The following is a 20186-nucleotide window of genomic DNA, read 5'->3' on the forward strand; positions in this document are numbered from 1 at the left end:
GATGCGTGAAAGTCTCTAGAGTGCTTGATCGCCAGGTGTTTCGCGCCGGGCGCCGCAGAGGGCGAGGGGGCTGTTGTGAGGGTCGAACTACCGCCGGGGCCGGTGTACTTCGTCAACCGCGACGAGGAGCGCGACCGCGCCCTGCGGGCCGTGGCGGATTGGCGCGGCCGGTCCCGCCCGCTGGTGCTTGCGCTGAGCGGGCCCGGCGGGTTGGGGAAGACGGAGCTCGCCGTACTGATCGCCCGCGCTCTGGGCGAGCGGTATCCCTTCACGGACGGCGTGCTCTCCGTGGACCTTGACGATTTCCGGGTGGACGGCGTGCTGGACCCCGGCGACGTGCTGTCGCAGTTGCTGAGCTCCCTCGATGTGGCGCCCGAGCAGGTGCGGGCCCCGTACGCGGCCCGGTGCCGCCAGTACTGGAGCAAGACCGCCGACGCGAAACTCGTCCTCCTGCTGGACAACACCCGATACGCCTCCGAGATCGTCCCGCTGCTGCCGGCGTCGGGCTCCAGCGTGGTGATCGTCACGAGCCACGGCCCGCTCCGCGACCTCGAGGACGGCGCCGCGGTGGACCTGGCCCTGCCCCCGCTGGACGAGCGGGCGGCGGCGGAACTGCTCGAATTGATCGTCCGCGACCACCGGCTGGCCGCCGACCCGGAAGCGGCTCGGGCGGTGATCCGGCTGTGCGACGGCCTGCCCGCGGCACTGCATGTGGCAGGCCGTTGGGTGCGCACGCACCGGCTGCGCCCGCTCTCCCGTCTCGTCGCCGGTCTCGCGGCCGAGCTCGACGAGAAGGGCTTGCCCGGCGTCGAGCGGATCTGGGACACCGCCTACGCCGACCTGTCGGGTCCCGCTGCCCTGACCTACCGCCTGCTGGCGCACCATCCGGGTGAGACGTTCACGCTCCACTCCGCGACCGCGCTCACCGGACTGGGGTCCGACGACTGCCAGGACGCCCTGGAGGAACTGGACACGGCCGGATTACTGGATATGCGTCTGCTGACGCTGACCGAGACCGGCCGGATGAGGCTGCCGGGTCCGCTGCGCGCCCATGCCCTGCGCCGCTCCCGCCGGGAGGCCGAAGAGGGCGAGGCGGCCGGCGCGCAGAGGCGGCTGCTGCGCTGGTACGTCCGCCAGGCGCAACTGGCCGACCGGTTCGCGGCCGGCCGCCGGCTGACCGTCGTCGAGCGTTACGCCCCGCTGCCCGGTACGCCGGACGTGCCGCTCGACGACCCGGAAGAGGCACAGGGCGACGAGGCCCGCGCCGAACGTGCCGCACGCGCGGGCCGCTGGCTCGAGGAGGAGCGCCACGTGCTGTTCGCCTGCTCCCGCCTCGCGCACGTCCGCGGCCTTGACGCGGAGGCCGTGGCCCTGTCAGAACCGGTGTGGACGCACGCTCTCGACCACCCGCACCAGTCCGGGGCCCTCCAGGTTTTCCGGCGGGCCGTCGACGCGGCGGTCCGGCACGGAGGGAACGCGGAATGGCTGGCGCGCACGCGCTGCCAGTTGGCCAGGCCGCTGTGGGAGTCGGGAGAACTGGAGGCGGCCCAGGAGCAGATCGACGGCGCGATGTCCGCCGTCGAACTCCTGGGAGACTCCGAGCGGGAGCGCAAGATCGCGGCGTCGGTCGTCGAGCACCGCGGCATGCTCAAGGGCGCGCGAGGGGATTGGAGCGGTGCGCTGGCCGACTTCGCGGCCTCCCGCGACCTGCACCGGGCGATCCCCAACCCCTACGGCGTCCTGCTCGGGACCTACCGGATGGGAGAGGCGAGTGCGAAGGCGGACGACCTCGACGCGGCACTCGACCTGCTGGCCGAGGCGCACCGCGGGTTCACGGACGCGAAGCGGGCGAGGCTGATCGGGCGCTCGGCGTTCGCCCTCGCCGGCGTCCTGAGCCGCCTCGGCCGGCGGGGCGAGGCCCGGGAGCTGTACCAGCAGTCGCTGGGGCAGGCCGGCGAGCGGCGCTCGGGGTTCGATCTGGCGCGTGTCCACGACGCTCTCGCCGAACTGGAGACGGCCGACGGGCGCCCGGAGGCGGCTGGGGAACACCGCGCGGCGGCCCAGGCGTTCCGGCTCCGCAACGGGCTCGGCCAGGTGCATTGATCACGAGCCGCGGCCCCCACGGGCCCGGTGGATCAGCGGACCACGCGCGCGGCTTCGGCGTCGGTGGCCGGGCGCACGCCGACGCGGAAGTGCCGCTCTCCGACGTGGCAGTCGATCGGGAAGCGGCCGTCCGGCGGGTGCCCGCACGAGGCCAGCCCGGCGTGCGCGGCCGACAGGGCGATGGCCGGGTCGACCCGTACGATCCGCCCCGCTTCCGCCACGGGATCCACCTCGACGGCGTAGGCCCGTTCGTGACCGCGGATCCGAAGGAGGCACTCGCCGGACGGCAGCAGTGCCGCCGCGGAGCGGCAACCCGGGTAGGCGGACAGCGCATGGCGTGTCCATCCGTCGGCCGTCCAGGCAAGGTCCACGGGAGCGGCGGACGCCGGGAGCGCACGGCGGTACAGCAGGCCCGCGGAGCGCGCCAGTGGCTCGCGGGCGGCGCCGTGCTCCACGGCCAGGTGGTGGCCGGGCAGCCCGGCACCGGCCGGGTACCTGGCGATCCGTACGCCATCCGCGCTGATCGCCGCATGGACGTCGAACGCCGCCGGGACGCGCGCGGCGGGCCTGGGCGCGGGCAGCAACCGGGGTTGGGCGGCATGGGAGGGCGGTGCGAGGCCGAGCAGGGCGTAGACCTCGGTGCGCAGCCGCCCAACGGCGTCGCCGCCGGCCGCGAACGCGGCCTGAGCGGCCGCGTGCCCGGTTCCCGGGCGGTACGCCCTGAGCGCGTCGGCGAGGTCCTCGGGGGCTTCCAGCGTCGCTGTGCGATCGAGGAGCATGCCCATCGGGCTCGCGGGCAGCAATTCGCCGCCGCCGGGGTGGACGCTCACGACGGGGCGGTCCCGGGTGGCGCAGTAGTAGAGGGCGGCCGATCCGTGGTCGGTGACCAGGGCGTCGGCGGCGACCAGGACGGACGCCCACTCCTCGTGCGGGTCGGGCAGGACCATTCCCGCGTCGAGGGCCGGCGCGAGGCGCTCGGCCAGCTCGTGTCCCCCCAGCAGGCTGCGCTCATTGGGGTGTACAACGAGTGCCAACTGGTACTCGTCGTAGGGGAGTTGTCCCGCCAGTGTGGCGGCGAGCCCTGGCCGGCGCCGGATGAGGGACTCGGGACCCCAGGTGGAGGCCAGGACAAGCAGCTTGCGGGCCCCGGTGCCCAGTGCCTCCCGGTAGCGCTCACGCAGCGACGCCGAGGCCAGAAAGCGCTCCAGGGTGAGGTCGCCGATCACCTTCGCGGGCCGGGCGGCCCGCGGGTCGGCCGCGGCCAGCCTGGCGATCTGCTGGGGGTGGGCGAGGGCATGAAGCGCCGTCAGCGCCTGGTCGCCGGGGCTCCGCAGCAGTGCCGGGTCGAGTCCGGACGGCGAGCCGGCCGAACCTTCGCCGGCGATCGACTTGTTGAAGCCGGCGCCGTGCGGCAGCAGGACGCGCGGCCCGCGCAGGAGCCGGAGGTCGCCTTTCGGGCTCGCGGCGACGATCAGGTCGTAGGAGCGCTCGCATGCCTCGCTCCACGGCACGGTGCGGGCTCCGAGCGCGTCGACCGCGGCGAGGGCGCCGGCACCGAAGTCGGAGCCGGGGACCAGGGTGAACAGGCGGGTGATCCTGGCGTCACCCGAGAAGACGGGAAGAGCGTCGAGCAGGCGGTAGAGCGCGACCGCGGACCGCGCGGCGAACAGGACCACCCGCCCGTCGCCCGTCGCCCGTCGCATCGAAGCGTCCAGTTTACCGGAAGCCGGCGGTTGATACGGGCTGTTTCCGCAGGTCGAATAGGGTTTGCTCGCGTCGTCGGGCGACATGGCCCGATCCTATCGCGCACTCCTCGAACGGGGCCGGGAGTGATCCACGCCGCACATTTCGGCAAGCGGATGCGGCCGGCCGTGCGTGATCGCCAGGATGGCGGCATGAGTGACTGGGGAATCGCCCTGATCGCCGCGGGCTCGGCGATCGCCGGAAGCGTGGTGACCGGCTGGTACGCCCGCGCTGCCGGCATCCAGCAGGCCGCCGCCGCACGCCACGCGGGCGACCGCCAGGCGGACGCGCTGCTCGAATCGGTGCGCATGACGCTCAGCGCCGATTCCGGCCACCGCGCGTTCGCCCTTCGCCGCCAGACCTACGCCGAGTTCCTCGGGGCCGCGGAGGCGAGGATCCTCGCCGAGCGGAACGGGCGGGGCAAGGCCGACGACGAAGCGCTGCTGCAGCGCGCCTTGAGCGGGGTGCTGCTGGAAGGCCCGCCCGAAGCGGCCGCTGCGGCCCAGCACCTCGTCGACTGCCTGCGGCGCCACGAGAGCCCGGACGGCGTCAAGCGTGCGAAGCTGGCGTTTCTCGCGGTGGCGCAGGAGTACTGCCGGCCTGGGTGACGGCGAGCCGTGCGCCGATCCCGGGGACTCGCTGTCGTCCGCTGCCGGCCCGATCAGCAGGAGTTCGACCAGTCGCCGCAGGTCCCCGGCGGGTGCGCCAGGCGGAACGAGGCAATGGCGCCGAGGCATACGCGCACGCCCTCCACTGTGACGTCCGCGCGTGCGGCAGCGGCCTCGCGGGCGCGCTCTACGAGCTGCTCCAGCGCCCGTGCCGGTGCGCGGCGGTCGGCTGCGGGGGCTGCCGCCGCCGGGTGGGAAGCGAACAGGGCCTCGTCCAGACGCGCCCGCATGTCTTCGCGGCATTCCGCGACAAGGTCGGCGAACGCCGCCGTGACGAGGTCGGTGCGTGCCCGTAAGTGCCGATGGACCGTGGCGACGCCCAGACCGGCGCGGCGGGCGACCTCCCGCATCGGCAGGTCGAGCCCTTCGGCGGTGTAGGCGGCACGGGCGACGGCGACGATACGACGACGGTTGAGTTCCGCTCGCCGTCCCGGCGTTCGACGGCGGGACGGGTGGTGCCGGGAGCATCGCCGTGCAACCGGCCGTGGCGCGCGGAGCCCGTGTCGTCGGGACCGGCCGCCTCGGCAGCGAGGAGTGCCGCGCACACCGATGGACCTCAGTCGGTGGTCACCCTGGCGGACTTCACCGGCGCTGCCACGCCGCCCGGGCGGCCGAGGCACACGCGGCGGCGGGTACGACTCCCTGGCCGTCGGCGCGCCATGAGCACGCGGGGCCGGTGTCCGAGCCCATCGCGCGTCGGCCTGGTGGCGGCCACCCCCGCCGAACGGCTCGGCCAGACCATGGGCGCGGCCGAACCGGGGCGTGAACTCGGCGACGCGGGAGGCCCGCTGATCGTCGCCGGCGCGGCCGCGGCCACGATCCTCAGCGGCGCCTTCGCCGCCCTCGCCGTCCTGACCGCCGCTGCGGCCCTCGCCGTCCACCGGACGGCCCCGCGCCCGGACCCCACCGACAACCCGACCGCCTGACAGGGTCGGCGACACGGTTGCCGGACACTGTCGCGCCCGGTACGCCCTCGTCCACGCCGTGCCTCGCCTCCCCACGGCCACCGTCCGGACCCGAACGGGGGTGCCGTTGGAGGCTCAGACCGCGTAGAGGCCGGTGACGATCACTTCGGCCAGCCGGGCGAGGTAGTCGGAGTCGACCTGGTCGGGGGCGAAGAGCAGGCGCATCAGCAACGGCGAGATCAGCAGGTCGAGGCCGAGTTCGCGATCGAGCTCGTCGGGCAGGTCGCCGCGCTCGATCGCGCGGGACAGCACCGCGGCCGCGGCGGTGCGCCGCGGCTCGGCCACCACGTCGTGCAAAGCGGCGTTCAGTTCCGGGATGCGCGAGGTCTCGATCAGCACGTCCAGCGCCACCCGCCTGGCCCGTGGATCGGCGGCCTGCGCGACGATCACGTCCAGGAACCCGCGCACATCGCCGGCCAGGGAGCCGGTGTCCGGCACCTCCGGCAGGTTCCGGCGCACTGCGGCCCCGACCAGGTCGATCAGCATGGCCTGCTTGGACGGCCAGCGGCGGTACACGGCCGCCTTGCCGACCCCCGCCCGGCGGGCCACCGCGTCCATCGACATGCGGGCGTAGCCGGTCTCGGCGAGCTGATCGAACATCGCGCCGGTGATGGCCGCGGTAACGGGCTCGCGGAGCTTGGCCGCCCCTGTTGGTTCCCGTCCGTTCGGCATGCTCGAAGCATACACGCGACGGAACCGTGGCGTTCCGTCGTCAGGGTCTGCTAGCTTCCATCAAAGGCGACGGAACTGTTCCGTTCCGACGAAGGGAGGGGCCATGAAGATCCACCCATTGCGCATCGGCCGTACCAAGGTGCCGTTCGGCCAGTTCTACGGGGGCCTGCAAGGCTTTTCACTCGGCGAGTTCGCCGCGGACAAGGACCACTTCATCTGGGTCCCGATCCACGCGTACCTGATCGAGCACCCGACCGCCGGGCCGGTGCTGGTTGATACGGGGATCAGCCCGGACCAGGCCGCGCACGTCGACTACTACCGCGGTTCGATCATGGAGCACGTGATGGACGTCGACGAGTACGACCTGCCGTCCGGCCAGACCATGCCGGAACAGCTGGCGCGGTTGGGCTATCGGCCGCAGGACATCCGTGCGGTGATCGTCACCCACTTCCACGAGGATCACATCGGTGCCCTGAACCTGTTCGGGCACGCCCCGGTGTATCTGGGTGCGGCCGAATACGCGGCTCGGGATGCCAAGGTGCTCGGCCTGATACCGCTGGCCTACCCGCCGTCTGTCGCGGCGGTCACCGACTGGCGGCCGATCGAGTTCAGCGGCGCGGCCATCGGCGGATTCACCGGCTCGGCCGACCTGTTCGGAGACGGGAGCGTGCTCGCCCTGCCCACTCCGGGACACAGCCCCGGCAGCACCAGCGTGCTGGTGGATCACCGGTTGCTGCTGACCGGGGACGCGATGTACACCATCCATCATCTCGCGGTGGACCAGGTGCGGGCGTTCCAGCCCGGCGAACAGGCGCGGTATGTCGACTCGATACGCCGAATCCAGTGGCTCCGCCGCGAATTCCCCGAGCTGGTCATCCTCACCGCACACGACCACACCGAGTACGGTGCGCGGCTGATCGCCGGGCTCGCCGGTGGCGAACTGTCCGATGCGGATTTGGCCTGGGGCAAGTCCTACGAGCGGGCCACCTTCGACGAACTGGCCAACCTCAACCCGGCCCGGCTGCCACGCTTCGTCCCGGCCGCGGACGGTGGCCCGGTCGGTCACGCGGCCTGACCACGCCTCTCGGACGGCACCTCTTCGCCGCCGGGAGTCCGCTCGTGACACGGCGCACTCGGCTGCTGCCGGCGAGTTCCTCGAAGAGCGCGGTACACCGTGTGCCGGTGACCGTCTCCTTCGGGACAGGGCGGCCCGAGGGCCGGCTGGGGCTGGGGCGATCGCCGAGGCATGCCGCCATCGAGCAGGTCCGGTGGCAGTCGACGGCGCCGGGCGTGACCCGTGTGCGGCACACACGCAAGTCATGCCCCGATGAGTTGGTTTCGGTGCGTACCCGAGCATCCCCATCGTGGGTGACCCTGTCGCTCCCAGGAAGGGCGGGGAGAACGATGCGCGGCGCGTGTGGTCGTAGCGTTCGGCACAGGGCCGGTACAACACACTGAGCGTTGAGCCGGGGAAGGCGGCCGCCGCCCCGGCGGTTCCGCACGCGCGGCGATCAAGTCCTGGCGCGACTACGCAAGCCGCGGCCGCCTGCCGCACGAGCCACGAGCCTCGTCCACATGTTGCCCCTCCTTGACACGCGGGTGGGCCCCGGGCAATCTGAGTGCGGAAATGAACCTAATCATTAGGTCTAAAATGAAGTGTCGAACCTGGAGGAGCGCGCCATGATCCATGACTCCTACGACGTCGATGTCGCCGTCGTCGGCTACGGTCCGACGGGCCTGGTCGCCGCTTCGATACTGGGCGGGATGGGCCACCGCGTCGTTGTCGTCGAGCGCCATCCACACCTGTACGGCCTGCCCCGGCTCACACACATCGACGGGGAGACCGCGCGTATCGTCCAGGCGGCCGCGGACGTCGATGTGGCCCTGCGTGCCAGCCAGGCGCTGGACCACTTCACCTATCTCAACGCGGATGGCGAAACCCTGGTGGAGCTGCCCTGGGCGGGGGAGTCCTGTGGACACCCGGCCCACATCTCGATGTATCAACCCGATATCGAGAACGCGATCGACGAACGGGTGCGGCAGTACCCGAATGTCGTCCGCCTGTCGGGGTGGCAGGCCACGGATCTTCGCGTCGTGCCCGACCAGGTCGAGCTGACGGCGCGGCCGGCGTACGACGGGACACGGCTGCCGGATTCGCCGGACGACGGCAAGGTGGTGATCCGGTGCAGTTACCTGCTCGGTGCGGATGGCGCCAACAGCTTCGTGCGTACGGCACTCGGGATCGGGCAGACCGACTTCGGCGTCGACGAACGCTGGTTGAACATCGACACGAAGATGCTGCGCCCCCTGCCGAAGCGGTTCAACCACACCATGCTGTTCTGTGACCCCGCAAGGCCCCATATGTTCATGCCGATCGGCCAGGAGCGTCAGCGCTTCGAGTTCGCCGCGCTGGCGGGTGAGGACAAAGATTCGCTCGAGGACAGCGATCGGGCCTGGCAGTGGTTGTCGCAGACCCACGGCCTGGGCCCCGGCGACATCGAGATCATCCGGCAGGTCCTGTACCCGATCAGGGCCAGGATGGCCGACTCCTGGAGCTATGGAGGCCGAGTGTTCCTGATGGGCGACGCGGCCCACACCATGCCGCCGACGATGGGTCAGGGGGCCTGTTCCGGCATGAGGGACGCGATAGCCCTCGCGTGGAAGCTCGACCTGGTGCTGCGCGGACGTGCCGCCGAGGACCTGCTGGCGACCTACGAGACGGAGCGAACGCCGCACGCCAGGTCCATCGTCGAGACGTCGGTCCTGCTGGGCGAGGTCGCCTACACAATGGACCCGGCACGAGCCGCCGCGCGCGACGAGGCGTTCCGCAGCGGTTCCATGCCACCGCCGCCCCCGTTCCCCGTCCTTGGAACCGGAGTCATCCAGACAACCGATGACGGCCGGCCCGCGCCGTCCGCGGGAACCCTCGCCCCTCAGGGCGTCGTGTCCACCCCCGACGGCCGGACGGGACGGTTCGACGACGTGTTCGGGCATGGCTTCACGCTGGTGGCACGCACAGGGCTCGGCGGGCTGCTCGACCGCGAGCAGAGAAAGTTTCTCGACGAGATCGGCTGTACTTTGCACACGCTGACCGACGGCGAGGCAGGATCCTTCCAGGACGATGCGCGGACATACACGCGGCACTTGGACGAGAACGGGGCCGACGTGCTCATAAGCCGCCCGGACTTCGTGGTCTTCGGGTCGTGCGCCGCCGCCGATGTGGGTGTGCTGATCGCGCAACTCCGGTCCGAATTGCACTACATCGGGCCGTCGGCCACCCAGCAGCCGGTAGTCACACGATGACCACACCGAACCCCGACCCGACGAACTCCACGCCGGCGCAGAAGCTGCTGGCCGCGCAGTGGCGGTCGATGACCCCGGCCCGCATGTTCGACTACGGCATGCTGCCCGACGACATCGCCCGCATGCGGACCATGACCGCCGAGGGCGCGGCATGGGACGTCGCCGCCGAGTCACTGGCCGACGACCAGGAGCGCCGCGCACTGGGGGCGCTGCGCGACGGCCATCGGGTCACAGCCGTCGAGGCGTACCGCGCTGCCGTCGCCGACCTGGTCTTCGCGCAGATGGCATTCAATGACGACACGCCGCGCAAGCACCGGATATACGACCGACTGAGTTCGATGCTGTCCACGGTCTCCGGCCTCCTGGGCGACCGGTTCGAAAAGGTGGAGCTGGGATTCGGCTCGCGACATCTGGTGGGCTGGCTGGTCAGGCCACCAGAAGGTGAGGCGCGCGGCACGGTGGTCGTGTTCGGCGGCCAGAGCGGGTGGGGTGCGGCGTACTGGCGCCATGCCGACGCGCTGGCCGCGCGCGGCCTCGCGACCATCATGGCCGAGGGGCCCGGCCAGGGGGAGACCCGGCTTCGGCACGGTGTCCTCCTCGACGTGGACATCCCCGCCGCCTACAGCAGGTACGTCGACTTTGTGCACGAGAACCCGTCGCTGGGCTCCGCGACGGGAGTCTTCGGCAACAGCCTCGGAGGCCTCTACGCGGCGCTCACAGCGGCGGCGGACCGCCGGGTGCGGGCCTGCTGCGTAAACGGCGCACCGGCTCGGCCGTCGTTGCTCGGACATCGCAGCTTCGATGAACAGGCCGCGGCCATGCTGGGCACGGACGACCCCGACCGCATCGCCGCGAATTTCCGCCGGCTTGCATTCGACCCCCGCCGGGCGCACATCGACTGCCCCCTGCTGGTTCTGCATGGCGGGCACGACGTGCTGTTCGAACTCCAGGCACAGCAGCCCTTCCTCGACGGCACCCGCGACGGCGCGGACCGGACGCTGCGCGTCTGGCCGGACGGTGACCACACCGTCTACAACCACTGCCAGGAGCGCACGTCATTCGTCGCCGACTGGTTCGCCGACATGCTCGCGCGGGGTTGACGGCTGCGCGGATCGGCCCGGTAGTGGAGGCAACGGCGGCACCGGCACTGGCCGGCCGGCCTCAAGCGCGGGATGTGCCGCCCCTGACCTGGGCCACGACGTGCTCCTATAATGAAAACATGGTGGACGTGGCGCTCACAGGGATGACGCGGGCCGAGGCGGTCGGCCGGCACGTCCGGCGCGTGATCGCCGAGCGCGGTTTGCGGCCCGGTGCGCTGATCGGAACCAAGACGAGCATCCGTGAGTCGGTGGGTGTCGCCAAGGCGACGATGAACGAGGCAGTGCGACTGCTGGAGTCGCAGGGCGTCGTCGTCGCCAGGCCGGGTCCTGGTGGCGGGTTGTTCGTCGCACGGCACGACCCGGTGGTCAAGCTCGGGCAGAGTCTGCTGACGGTGGGGGGTGCGCCCGTCACGGTCGCAGACGCCGTCGTCGTCCGCGAACTGCTCGAACCGCGGATCATCGTGGATGCGGCCAGGTGCCGTACGCAGGACGACATCGCCGTCATCACCAGCCGGTCTGCGGCGTTGGCGGAGGTGGTCGACGACCCGGACGCCTTCGTGCACGCGGTGTGGGAACTGCACCGTGCCCTTGCACGTACAAGCCCCAACCGGATCCTGCGCGAGACCTACCTCTCGATGTTGCAGTTCATCGATGCGGAGACGGTGGGGGTGAGTTCGGCCGAGGAAGAGGCCGGCCATCGCCGTTACAAGCGAGGGCGCCTTCGGCTGCACCAGCACATCGCGGAGGCCGTCGTGGCGGGCGACGTGAGCCGGGCCGCCGACCTCGCCCGCGAGCACTCCCTGACGGAGGAATAGCGAGGCCGGCGACCCCGGTTCACGCCGGGTCGGTCGTGGTGATCCACGCATGGATCGCGTCGGCGTCCGCATCGAGTACGGGCGGCGCGCGGTGCTCACGCCTCGTGGTTTCGAACTCCTCTCCCGAAGTGACGCGGAAGAAGCGGAGCGGTGGGCCCGGCAGTTCCATGGGCCCGATCGTCGCGTGGTCCACCGTGATCTTGAGGCCCTGCGATTCGAGCTGCGGCCATGCGTAGACCTCGTCAAGTGTCCGCACGCGTCCGGCGGGCACCCCCGCCGCCTCCAGGCGCCCCAGCAGGTGTGCGGCCGTCAGGCCCGCGAACGACTTCTCCAACTCGTCGATCACCAGGTCCCGATGGGCCACTCGATCCGCGTTGGTGGCGAGGTAGGGCCGCTCGGCGTCAAGGTCGAACTCGGCGCACAGCCGCCGCCACAGCGCCTCGCTGCCGCATGCCAGTTGCACACTGCCGTCGGCGCAGCGGAAAAGGCCGTACGGGCTGATCGACGGGTGGTGGTTGCCTCCGGCCCGGCCCAGAACACCGCCGACCGTCCAGGCGGTGCCTTGGTAGGCGTGCACACCGACACCGGCCGCGAGCAAGGATGTACGCACAACCTGGCCGAGGCCCGTCCGGCCGCGCTCGTGCAAGGCACTCACCGTGCCGAACGCCCCGTACATGCCGGCGAGTAGGTCGGTGATCGGTACACCCATCCGCTGGGGCTCGTCGGGGACAGGACCCGTGAGGGACATCAGCCCCGTCTCCCCCTGCGCGATCTGGTCGTAGCCCGCCCGCGCGGCCTCCGGACCGTCATGGCCGAAGCCGCTGATCGACAGCGTCACCAGTCCGGGGTTCAACTCGGCCAGCCTCACTGGGTCGAAGCCGAGTCGTGCGAGAGCGCCGGGCCGGAAGTTCTCGATGAGCACGTCGGCGCGCCGCAGCAGCAAGGTGAGAGTGTGGAGGTCTGCCTCGTCGGTCAGGTCGAGGGCCACCGACTCCTTGTTCCGGTTGGCCGCGAAGAAGTACGTCGATTCACGCTCGCCGCCGGGCGGCCGCACGAACGGCGGACCCCAGCCCCGGGAGTCGTCACCGGGGCCGGGGCGCTCGACCTTGATCACCCGGGCGCCGAGATCGCCCAGCATCATGGCAGCGTGCGGGCCGGCCAGGGCGCGGCTGAGGTCGATCACCAGGATGCCCGCGAGCGGGCCTGCCGGCGCGGTCATAGAGCGGCCTCCGGCTGCCCCCGACCGATGCGTACGTTGACCTGCTTGATGGTCGTGAACGCCTCGAGCATGCCCTCGAGCGAGAACTCCCGACCGGTTCCGCTCTGCTTCAGGCCGCCGTAGGACTGGCCCACCATCTGGCCGCCGGCCTGGTTGACCTGGATCCATCCCGATTCCACTCGGCCTGCCGCCGCCAGCGCGCGGCTCAGATCGTTGCACCAGAGATAGGCGGCGAGCCCGTAGTGGGAGTCGTTGGCCATCGCGATGACCTCTTCGTCGGTGCGCCACGGGATCGCGACCATGACAGGACCGAAGATCTCCTCGCGGGCAAGCCGCCAGGCGTTGTCGGCACGGGAGAACACGGTGGGACCCATGAAGAGCCCGTCGAAGGAGGAGCTCAGACCGTCGAGGGCGACCTCGACGTCGCGTCGGGTCCGTCCGTCCAGCACGTAGTCCCGGACGCGTTCGTACTGACTGAGGTTGATCAGACTGCCCATGTCCGTGGTCTCGTCGAGCGGGTCGCCGACCGTCAGCGAACGCAACCGGCGCACGGTGGCGTCGAGCACCCTGTCGTACACGTCCTCGTGCACGAACAACCGGGAGCCCGCGGTGCAGGACTGGCCCTGCCGGGTGATGCGCATGCCGGCGAGGACGCCCGTCACGGTCTCGTCGATCCGCTCCGGGGAGGCGGCGTCCGGCCACACGACGGTCGGGCTCTTGCCCCCCAGTTCCAGCGAGACGGGGACGAGGCGGTCTCCCGCCGTGGCGCCCACCGAACGCCCGACGGCGGTGGATCCGGTGAACGAGACCTTGTTCACTCCGGGATGCCCGGCCAGTACGGCCCCGCACTCCGTCCCGTAACCGGTCAGGATGTTGAGCACTCCTGGTGGCAGGTAGGGCGCGCACAGCTCGGCGAGGCGGAGCACGGCCAGTGGCGCCTCCTCCGAGGCCTTGACGACGATCGTGTTTCCGGCCGCCAACGCCGCGGGGATCTTCATACCGGCGATCATCAACGGTGAGTTCCACGGCAGGATGGCGCCGACCACGCCGACCGGTTCGCGCTGCGTGTACTGCAACTGGTCGGCACCGGCCGGGAGCACGACGCCCTTGACCTCGGACGCGACGCCGCCGAAGTACCGGAACAGCGTGGCGAGTGTGATCGCCTCGGGCCGTGCCTGGGGGCGCAGGGCGTTGCCGGTGTCCGCGGCGGTGAGCAGCGCCAGTTCCTCGGCGTGCTCGGACAATACGCCGGCGATCGACAGGAGCGCCTGCTGTCGATCTGTGAAATGCCGGCGGCGCCAGCCGGGCAGCGCGGTGTGGGCCGCCGCCACAGCGCGCTCCACGTCGGCCACCCGCGCCCGCGGCACCCGCCCCAGCCGGACCTGGTGGCGCGACGGCGCGAACACGTCGATCCACTCGTCCGCCGCTGCCGCAACCCGTTGGCCGCCGATGACCATCGGCACATCGCCTCGGTCGTCGAGCACAGACGCCCGCACCACCGTCGCAACCCCGGACCCGGCCTGCCCTCTGCTCGTCACGGTCGGTACTCCTGTCGCGCGGCCAGATCGGCCCGGCTCACGATCGGCGTGCTGATCACACCGATGTTCTCGACCTCGACCCGGACGGTGTCGCCGGCGGTCAGATACACCGGTGGCTTCATGCCGAGTCCCACGCCGGCCGGGGTGCCGGTCGCGATCACGTCGCCCGGCCTCAGCGACACCGTGTCGGTGATGTAGGCGATGATCGACGGGACGTCATGGATCAGATCCCTGGTGTTGCCGAGCTGCATGACCGAGTCGCCGACCCGGGTCCGCAGCGTCAGCGAGTTCGGGTCGCCGATCTCGTCGGCTGTGACGACCACAGGGCCGATCGGCCCTGTGCGGTCAGCGTTCTTGCCCAGCGTGAACTGCGCCGTCTCCAACTGCTTCTTGCGCGCGCTGAGGTCGTTGAAGCCGGTGTATCCCAGCACGTGACGAGAGGCCGTAGCACGATCCGCGGACCAGACCGTGTCGGCGATGATCACCGCGAGCTCGACCTCCCAGTCCAGGCCGTCCTCGTTCGGCGGCACCGGCACAGGGTCGCCGTCCACGACGAGGGTGTCGGCCCACCGTCCGAAGATCATCGGCACTTTGGGCGTGTCCAGACCTGAATGTTCCCTGGATTCGTCACCGTGCGCGTGGTAGTTGATGCCGACACAGAACACCCGCGCCGTGTGCGGCACAGGCGGTGCCTCGACGAGATCGGCACGGACGAGCCGCTCGCCCACCCGGACCGCACGCGCCATGGCCGATCGCGGATCGGCATAGAAGACGCCGACCTCACCCAGCGGGACGACGTGGCTCCCGTCCACAGCGCCGATGTGCCGCGATCCGTTGTCGACGTATCCGATGAGCTTCACTTGACCGCCCAGTTTCCGTAGTCGGGGCCGTCGGGGAAGTCGGTGACCTCCGCACCCTCGGGCACGGAGTCATGGTCGAGCGGACCGCCGTAGGCGCGGGAGATCTCGTAGGCGATCTCGCGCGCAATCCTGCCGTCCTTCATCTCGAAGCAGTGGACCAGGCGCATGCTGATCCGCCGGCCCGGCTCGAACGGGAAGTTGGGCATGTCCTTGCCCACCACCGTCAGATCGGCGATCTGGTCGTCGAACACGAAGTCCTCTGTGGCGAAGCGCCGCAGTGTGGTCGTGCGGTTCCAGTGCACCGTCCTGAAGATGCCCAAGTACCCTTCCCTGACATCGTCGACGTTGTCGCAGACCAGGCCGCGTGCCGGAGCCTCCCACACGATGTCGGGGCCGTACACGGCCAGAGCCTTGTCGATGGTCTCGGGATTCTCGTTGTGGAAGTGAGCCTCGACCACGCGCAGGTTGTGCGCGATCAGCTCCTCGCGGGTCAACGTGCTGACGTCGACGTCCGGCACCACACCGTCGCCGATCCAGGGTGCTGCCTGCTCGTTCTGGGGGGTCGCCATATCTCCCGCCTTTCGCGTGGGTCGGCCCGGCTGCCGAAGGGGGCTCGTTCCGGGGAACCGGGCCTCGGCGGTCACCTGGCTGGACGGACCGAGCAAATTAGACCTATTGATTAGGTTCATTTGGAGTATGGGCTCGGCGCAGGATGTCTGTCAACGCCGCCCTGCTCCCAGAGGCCGGCGGGCTCCCCGGGACCGACCTGGCCCGCCCGGCGCGGCCGATCGCGACGCCGGGCCCATGCGCAGGCTCGCCCTGATCAGTCTGTTGGGATTCACGCCGACGCGCTCCCTCCGAAGGTGACCCTGCCGCTCCCAGGAAGGCCGGGGGCAGGCGTCCCCGTCCGGTGTGGTCGTAGCGTCCGTCGAAAGGCACGCCGCTGAGGGAGAGCTGACGGAGAAGGGGGCCGTGCGATGCCGAACACCGTGAGTCGGCGACTCATCGTGTGATCGCGGTCGACGAGTGTTCCGAAGATGGGGTCCCACGGTCCCACTGGGTGACCGTGAGCTCGGTGACCTGGCCTTCTATGGTGATGGCACTGTGCCGGGCATACCGCGTGGTTCGCGCGAAAGGGGGCGTCACGGGAGCTCCGTGTCGGATGTGCTGTCATCCCCCGCGGCCGGGTGCGGTCCGGGCGGTCCGGGCGGACCGGCGCGTCGCCGCTGACGACGGTGCCGGCGCCTTGGGGCCGTACCCGCGGCCGGCCGCCGGGCAGGCGCAGTGCGACGCGCGGCGGCGACGGTGGCACGGGCGGCCGTCATCGGTGGCCGGGAGGGCGCGCCGGAATTCGTCGCGAGCGGTGACCGCTTCCCTGGCCACAAGGCCGCAGCCGATCAGGTGGGACAGCCGGCTCCGATGGCCCGAGCCGACGGCTGGAGTTGGCTGCCGCAGGTCTGTCCCGGCGGTGATGAGTGCCTACATGTCGATGGCTTTCCTGTCACCCATGCTCTGAGCCACCTCTCATAGTGGGACTGTCTCGTGGGGCCGCCACAGATATCGACTACGGACGCGGAAGGCTGAATTTCGCCCTCCCGAAAGGGAAGGAGATGCGCGCCGGCGACATCCTCGCGTGCGACTGGGACCGCGGCAGGGGCCCTTTTCGCGTTCGCGGCGCGCCTATAGGCTCATGCGCCATGACCGACTTCGTGCAGGTGTCCACGGCGACAGAGACCCGCGAGCAGGCCGTCGAGTTGGCCCAGTCCGTAGTACGCGACCGGCTGGCAGCCGGGGCGCAGATCATCGGCCCGGTCACGTCCGTGTTCTGGCACCTCGGGGAGTTCGGCACCGGCGAGGAGTGGCAGCTCCTGCTCAAGACCCGGGCGGACCGGTACCCCGCCTTGGAGGCGCACCTCATCGACCATCACCCGTGGGACAACCCGGAGGTGGCCGCGGTACCGATCGTCGCGGGCGCGGAACGATGCCTGAGCTGGCTGAAAGAGAATACCGAGCCCGTGTCAGGTGGCTGACCTTTCCAGGACCGCAGCCACGGCGGGCACCCCGCGATGTGCGCCGAGGCGACCCAGCACGGGCGCCAGCCTCTGGCGCGGCCGCACGGACGCCACTCCGTCCGACAGGTCCAAGGCCCGCGCGACCACGGCCGCCGACTGCTCCACCTCGCCTGCGCTCAGGTAGGCGTCGGCGAGCCACGACGAGTACAGGGCCTTGTCCCTGGCGTGGCTGTCGTCGTACTGCGCCAGTGCCTGTTCCAGTGCGGGTACGGCGCGGAGCGGGCGGCGTAGCTCGGCCCAGCAGCGCCCGGACATGATCTGTAGCTCGGTCGCGTCCACCCACGCCACCCAGTCCGGTTGCGGTTCGCCGGACGCGTCGTGGAGCGCTGCAGTCGCGTCGTTCAGCGCCTGCTCCGTCTCGGTGGCGAGGCCGGCCACGGCGCAGGCCCAGGCCTTGCGTTCGTAGAGCAGGGCCCGGACGCCGGCCGGGGCGCCGGCGCCGATGGTTTCGCACGAGCGTGCCGCGATGTCGACTCCGGTTCGGCGGTCGCCGGCGACGGTTTGGTAGGCGAGGAACGCGAGCGCGTTGCCCGCCAGGTCGGCGTCGCCTGCCTGCTGTGCGGCCAGGTAGCTGTCTCGGTACAGCCCTGCCGCGTCGGCCTCTTTGCCGCCGTCGAAGGCGGCCCATCCGGCCTGCTGCGCCTGCTCGGAGAGGACGGACAGGAGCCCGCGCTTCGTCGTCTCCGTGTACGACGCGTTCCGCAGGGCGGCTTTCGTGGACTGGTACTCGCCGAGGTACACGCGGTAGGTGTCGCCTCCGCCGAGGACATCGTCGAGGCGGCGCAACCGCGCGGTGCGTTCGCGTAGACGCCGGGGTGTGTCCGCTCCCAGTCGTCCGATCAGGTCGGGGCGGGTAAGGGCTGGGAGGCCGGCGGCGAGGCCGGCGCCGGTGGTTACTCGGAGGAAGGTTCTGCGCTGCACGTCGTTCCCGTTCTCTGTGGTGCTGTGCGCAGGGAACGACGGCGCGGATGCTGTCTCCCACGGGCGGGAGGCCAGCCCGACCATGGCGCCGGGGATGCGGAGGGCGTCCGCGATCCGCACGATCTTGTCGAACGTGGTCACGGCGCCCCGCCCGCGGGCGAGGGTGCCCACGCGCTCCGGCTTGATGTCGCACTCGGCGGCGATCTTCGAGTAGCTGATGCCCGCGTACCGGCGCGCGAGCCGGAACACCGTCCCGAAGTCGTGCGCGCCGATGGCCGAGCGCATGTCCGGCCGGTCGAGTAGCGCTCTGGGGAGCGCGGTTGGCGGTTCGTATCCAGTCATGGCTGCCTCGTCGTGCCTGCTCGGCTGAGTGTGCGTCATCGCCAGGCCCGCAGCGTACCCATCATGGGTATGCCTGCACCGGGGAAGTGACCGAAGGTCCCCCGTCAGAAGGTGGCACGACGAACCCCCGCAATCGGGTGAACGGTCCGGGGGCGTGGCCCACGCTGACAAGGAGCGTCGACGTGAAGAACGAAACCACAGTCCCGCCGTCGGAGCCAGCGCGGCCGCTGGCACCGGTGTCCGGCTGCGACGTCTGTGCCGCCTGCTTCAGCCAGTGGCAGGAGGCGTCGACCGAGGGGCATCCCGCGTTCGACCCCTCGCACGCGGCCGACCTGGCAGCCGAGATCGGCCGCCACCCTCACCCCCGGCTCGGCGGCGCGTCATGACGCAGTGCTTCAAGGGCGGCCACGACTTCCCCATCGAGGACGAGTACGGCGCGTACTGCGAGGAGCACGGGGTCGAGCTCATCCGCAGGACGCCGCATCCGGTGCCGCTGCCGCACCCGCTCATGCCCCGGCCTGCCGCCGCCGACGAGGCGCCGCCGCGCGCCACCTGACCGCTCCGGCCGGCGGGATCCCCCGTGCTCGTCGCACCCCGCCGGCCGGAGCCCACAATCCCCGCGCCGCCACTCGTTCGGGTGGCGGTCGCGGGTGAGCCCCACCGCACCACCGTTCGCCCGCCACGCTGGGCCGCATGACTGGAGGCCATCACGTGGTGCAGATCCCGCCGAGGTGCCCGACCGACCAGAGCATGCTGTGGAAGGACACGACCCGGATCACTCCGGCCTGCCCCGACAACTGGCACTGGCACTGCTCGGGCTGCTCTCGCGCGTTCACGCCGACCGCCGAGGACAAGGAGAGGTTCCGCCATGGGACACGAAGAGGATCGACAGACCCCGTGTGGTAACAACGGCTGCCGGGGCTGGAAGGTGACCGTCTACGTGTACAACGACGACGGCGACTGCATCTCTCAGCACATGTGGCCCTGCAACGTGTGCGGCCAGTAGAGCACGCCATCCGGGCCCCGGTCGCCACTACGGCGGCCGGGGCTCACGCGTCCCGTATGAGGTGTGCGAGCGGCGCGCCGATGGCGTCGGCGATGTCGAGGAGCGTGTCCAGCCGCGGGGAGACCTGGCCGCGTTCGATGCGCCCGTACGAGTCTCGCTCGATGCTGGCGCGCTCGGCGACGGTCTGCTGGGTGAGGTTGGCGCAGAGGCGGGCCTGCCGCATGTGGTCGCCGATGGCTCGGCGTCGGTCGCGTCGGCGATCGGGGTTTCCAGTTATAGGTGTTCCATGTGTTCACCGGGCCGCCGCGGCGTAGAGCCGTCGGCCGTGGTCGAGGGAGTAGCTGCGGTGCGCCAGGAGGTCGGCGACCATGGCGTCGCCCGCTTCGGCCTCGCGGATCAGGGTGCCGCCGCCGTCTTCGTCGTCGGTGCGGCGCAGCGTACGGACCCTGTGCTCGATGCGCGTGACGGCCGCCTCTCCGATGCGCCGGCCGCTGGTGATCTCGCCTGCGGCCAATGGGTCGGCGGTGAGCCAGGAGAACAGGTTGGCGGTCAGGGCCGTCGAGCTGGGGATGAAAGATCGGCGATGCATGTCACTCCCGACTGAGTATGTGAGCGCGTCCAGCGCACCTCGTGCGGTCCACGGGAAGTCTCTGTGCTGCTGAAGCGGGTCGAACTCCAGCCATGTGGGCCAGGGGTGGGTGTCGACGAGGCACGGGTCGATGTCGAACAGCTCGGCCAGCAGCCTTTGCGGCAAGGGGCACGCGCCCTCGACCATATGCTTGGGGAGCGGGGAGATCAGAGCGCAGCCGAAACTCCCCAGATTCTCCCCAGGGCCGTTGACGGGTGATTCGCGCTCCGG

Annotated in this window: 22 protein-coding genes; 11 read left to right on the forward strand and 11 right to left on the reverse strand. The window is 70.9% G+C overall.

Annotation, left to right across the window (positions count from 1 at the left end; genetic code table 11):
* Positions 1–75 precede the first annotated feature (75 nt).
* The gene (locus IH48_RS0108645; protein WP_030901386.1) at positions 76–2103 is read left to right on the forward strand and encodes a hypothetical protein; all 2028 of its coding nucleotides are present in this window, start codon (positions 76–78) and stop codon (positions 2101–2103) included.
* A 32-nt stretch (positions 2104–2135) separates the two neighbouring features.
* On the opposite strand, the gene IH48_RS0108650 is transcribed toward IH48_RS0108645, so the two are convergent.
* Positions 2136–3806 (reverse strand): translation initiation factor 2, encoded by a 1671-nt coding sequence (locus IH48_RS0108650; RefSeq protein ID WP_051839420.1) that lies wholly within the window; start codon positions 3804–3806, stop codon positions 2136–2138.
* A gap of 192 nt (positions 3807–3998) precedes the next feature.
* On the opposite strand from IH48_RS0108650, the gene IH48_RS0108655 reads away from it, so the two are divergent.
* Entirely contained in the window at positions 3999–4454 is a 456-nt protein-coding gene (locus tag IH48_RS0108655; RefSeq protein WP_030901393.1) for a hypothetical protein, read from the forward strand.
* A 53-nt stretch (positions 4455–4507) separates the two neighbouring features.
* Here IH48_RS0108655 and IH48_RS36920 read toward each other — a convergent pair whose 3' ends face one another.
* Positions 4508–4864 carry a hypothetical protein gene (locus IH48_RS36920; protein WP_234434181.1) on the reverse strand — a complete coding sequence of 119 codons (357 nt, stop codon included), beginning with the start codon at positions 4862–4864 and terminating at the stop codon, positions 4508–4510.
* 354 nt (positions 4865–5218) lie between these two features.
* On the opposite strand from IH48_RS36920, the gene IH48_RS0108665 reads away from it, so the two are divergent.
* Positions 5219–5440, forward strand: coding sequence for a hypothetical protein (locus IH48_RS0108665; protein WP_030901398.1), 222 nt, complete (start codon positions 5219–5221; stop codon positions 5438–5440).
* A gap of 114 nt (positions 5441–5554) precedes the next feature.
* On the opposite strand, the gene IH48_RS0108670 is transcribed toward IH48_RS0108665, so the two are convergent.
* Complete coding sequence (locus tag IH48_RS0108670) at positions 5555–6151, reverse strand: TetR/AcrR family transcriptional regulator (protein ID WP_030901399.1); 597 nt, start codon at positions 6149–6151, stop codon at positions 5555–5557.
* Between the two features lie 103 nt (positions 6152–6254).
* Here IH48_RS0108670 and IH48_RS0108675 point away from each other — a divergent pair, with 103 nt between their 5' ends.
* The 4 genes from IH48_RS0108675 (at position 6255) to IH48_RS0108690 (ending at position 11369) form a co-directional block, all read left to right on the forward strand.
* Positions 6255–7226 carry an N-acyl homoserine lactonase family protein gene (locus IH48_RS0108675; protein WP_030901401.1) on the forward strand — a complete coding sequence of 324 codons (972 nt, stop codon included), beginning with the start codon at positions 6255–6257 and terminating at the stop codon, positions 7224–7226.
* Between the two features lie 581 nt (positions 7227–7807).
* A complete protein-coding gene (locus IH48_RS0108680) occupies positions 7808–9454 on the forward strand; it encodes a bifunctional 3-(3-hydroxy-phenyl)propionate/3-hydroxycinnamic acid hydroxylase (protein WP_199809915.1) in 1647 nt (548 codons plus the stop codon).
* The gene (locus IH48_RS0108685; RefSeq protein WP_078849571.1) at positions 9451–10554 is read left to right on the forward strand and encodes an alpha/beta hydrolase family protein; all 1104 of its coding nucleotides are present in this window, start codon (positions 9451–9453) and stop codon (positions 10552–10554) included. The genes IH48_RS0108680 and IH48_RS0108685 overlap by 4 nt, the downstream gene beginning before the upstream one ends.
* A 119-nt stretch (positions 10555–10673) precedes the next feature.
* Entirely contained in the window at positions 10674–11369 is a 696-nt protein-coding gene (locus tag IH48_RS0108690) for a FadR/GntR family transcriptional regulator (RefSeq protein ID WP_037841407.1), read from the forward strand.
* 19 nt (positions 11370–11388) lie between these two features.
* Here IH48_RS0108690 and IH48_RS0108695 read toward each other — a convergent pair whose 3' ends face one another.
* From IH48_RS0108695 to IH48_RS0108710, 4 genes are read right to left on the reverse strand one after another with little or no spacing between them, the layout of a single operon-like run.
* Complete coding sequence (locus IH48_RS0108695) at positions 11389–12588, reverse strand: CaiB/BaiF CoA transferase family protein (protein WP_030901410.1); 1200 nt, start codon at positions 12586–12588, stop codon at positions 11389–11391.
* The gene (locus IH48_RS0108700) at positions 12585–14126 is read right to left on the reverse strand and encodes an aldehyde dehydrogenase family protein (protein ID WP_199809916.1); all 1542 of its coding nucleotides are present in this window, start codon (positions 14124–14126) and stop codon (positions 12585–12587) included. Before IH48_RS0108700 ends, IH48_RS0108695 begins: the two co-directional genes overlap by 4 nt.
* Positions 14123–14986 (reverse strand): fumarylacetoacetate hydrolase family protein, encoded by an 864-nt coding sequence (locus IH48_RS0108705; RefSeq protein ID WP_030901415.1) that lies wholly within the window; start codon positions 14984–14986, stop codon positions 14123–14125. Before IH48_RS0108705 ends, IH48_RS0108700 begins: the two co-directional genes overlap by 4 nt.
* Positions 14983–15555, reverse strand: coding sequence for a nuclear transport factor 2 family protein (locus tag IH48_RS0108710; protein ID WP_030901418.1), 573 nt, complete (start codon positions 15553–15555; stop codon positions 14983–14985). The genes IH48_RS0108705 and IH48_RS0108710 overlap by 4 nt, the downstream gene beginning before the upstream one ends.
* 1128 nt (positions 15556–16683) lie before the next feature.
* On the opposite strand from IH48_RS0108710, the gene cutA reads away from it, so the two are divergent.
* Positions 16684–17016 (forward strand): divalent-cation tolerance protein CutA, encoded by a 333-nt coding sequence (gene cutA, locus IH48_RS0108715; RefSeq protein ID WP_030901429.1) that lies wholly within the window; start codon positions 16684–16686, stop codon positions 17014–17016.
* On the opposite strand, the gene IH48_RS0108720 is transcribed toward cutA, so the two are convergent.
* A complete protein-coding gene (locus IH48_RS0108720; protein WP_030901431.1) occupies positions 17005–18321 on the reverse strand; it encodes a helix-turn-helix transcriptional regulator in 1317 nt (438 codons plus the stop codon). The genes cutA and IH48_RS0108720 overlap by 12 nt on opposite strands.
* Before the next feature lie 182 nt (positions 18322–18503).
* Between IH48_RS0108720 and IH48_RS0108725 the strand changes: the two genes are divergently transcribed.
* Both IH48_RS0108725 and IH48_RS36190 read left to right on the forward strand, forming a co-directional pair.
* Positions 18504–18707: a hypothetical protein gene (locus tag IH48_RS0108725; protein WP_030901432.1), complete on the forward strand. Its 204-nt coding sequence runs from the start codon at positions 18504–18506 to the stop codon at positions 18705–18707.
* Positions 18704–18877, forward strand: a complete 174-nt coding sequence (locus tag IH48_RS36190; RefSeq protein ID WP_158710263.1) for a hypothetical protein — start codon at positions 18704–18706, stop codon at positions 18875–18877. Before IH48_RS0108725 ends, IH48_RS36190 begins: the two co-directional genes overlap by 4 nt.
* A 151-nt stretch (positions 18878–19028) precedes the next feature.
* Here IH48_RS36190 and IH48_RS37350 read toward each other — a convergent pair whose 3' ends face one another.
* Positions 19029–19157, reverse strand: a complete 129-nt coding sequence (locus IH48_RS37350; RefSeq protein ID WP_267885305.1) for a hypothetical protein — start codon at positions 19155–19157, stop codon at positions 19029–19031.
* A 32-nt stretch (positions 19158–19189) separates the two neighbouring features.
* On the opposite strand from IH48_RS37350, the gene IH48_RS36555 reads away from it, so the two are divergent.
* Positions 19190–19327: a hypothetical protein gene (locus IH48_RS36555; protein WP_199809917.1), complete on the forward strand. Its 138-nt coding sequence runs from the start codon at positions 19190–19192 to the stop codon at positions 19325–19327.
* Between the two features lie 43 nt (positions 19328–19370).
* Here the strand turns inward: IH48_RS36555 and IH48_RS0108740 are convergent, their stop codons facing one another.
* Complete coding sequence (locus IH48_RS0108740) at positions 19371–19550, reverse strand: helix-turn-helix domain-containing protein (protein ID WP_051839423.1); 180 nt, start codon at positions 19548–19550, stop codon at positions 19371–19373.
* A 69-nt stretch (positions 19551–19619) separates the two neighbouring features.
* Entirely contained in the window at positions 19620–20081 is a 462-nt protein-coding gene (locus tag IH48_RS0108745; RefSeq protein ID WP_234434182.1) for a hypothetical protein, read from the reverse strand.
* Positions 20082–20186 lie beyond the last annotated feature (105 nt).

The organism is Streptomyces sp. NRRL F-5126 (assembly GCF_000721265.1).
In the GTDB taxonomy this organism is placed as follows: domain Bacteria; phylum Actinomycetota; class Actinomycetes; order Streptomycetales; family Streptomycetaceae; genus Streptomyces.

Bases quoted from the DNA above. Each gene is read 5' to 3' on its own strand.
- IH48_RS0108650 (WP_051839420.1), bottom strand. From the start codon at position 3,806: ATGCGACGGGCGACGGGCGACGGGCGGGTGGTCCTGTTCGCCGCGCGG.
- IH48_RS0108655 (WP_030901393.1), top strand. From the start codon at position 3,999: ATGAGTGACTGGGGAATCGCCCTGATCGCCGCGGGCTCGGCGATCGCC.
- IH48_RS36920 (WP_234434181.1), bottom strand. From the start codon at position 4,864: ATGCGGGAGGTCGCCCGCCGCGCCGGTCTGGGCGTCGCCACGGTCCAT.
- IH48_RS0108670 (WP_030901399.1), bottom strand. From the start codon at position 6,151: ATGCCGAACGGACGGGAACCAACAGGGGCGGCCAAGCTCCGCGAGCCC.
- IH48_RS0108675 (WP_030901401.1), top strand. From the start codon at position 6,255: ATGAAGATCCACCCATTGCGCATCGGCCGTACCAAGGTGCCGTTCGGC.
- IH48_RS0108685 (WP_078849571.1), top strand. From the start codon at position 9,451: ATGACCACACCGAACCCCGACCCGACGAACTCCACGCCGGCGCAGAAG.
- IH48_RS0108690 (WP_037841407.1), top strand. From the start codon at position 10,674: ATGGTGGACGTGGCGCTCACAGGGATGACGCGGGCCGAGGCGGTCGGC.
- IH48_RS0108695 (WP_030901410.1), bottom strand. From the start codon at position 12,588: ATGACCGCGCCGGCAGGCCCGCTCGCGGGCATCCTGGTGATCGACCTC.
- IH48_RS0108710 (WP_030901418.1), bottom strand. From the start codon at position 15,555: ATGGCGACCCCCCAGAACGAGCAGGCAGCACCCTGGATCGGCGACGGT.
- cutA (WP_030901429.1), top strand. From the start codon at position 16,684: ATGACCGACTTCGTGCAGGTGTCCACGGCGACAGAGACCCGCGAGCAG.
- IH48_RS0108720 (WP_030901431.1), bottom strand. From the start codon at position 18,321: ATGACTGGATACGAACCGCCAACCGCGCTCCCCAGAGCGCTACTCGAC.
- IH48_RS36190 (WP_158710263.1), top strand. From the start codon at position 18,704: ATGACGCAGTGCTTCAAGGGCGGCCACGACTTCCCCATCGAGGACGAG.
- IH48_RS36555 (WP_199809917.1), top strand. From the start codon at position 19,190: ATGGGACACGAAGAGGATCGACAGACCCCGTGTGGTAACAACGGCTGC.
- IH48_RS0108740 (WP_051839423.1), bottom strand. From the start codon at position 19,550: ATGCGGCAGGCCCGCCTCTGCGCCAACCTCACCCAGCAGACCGTCGCC.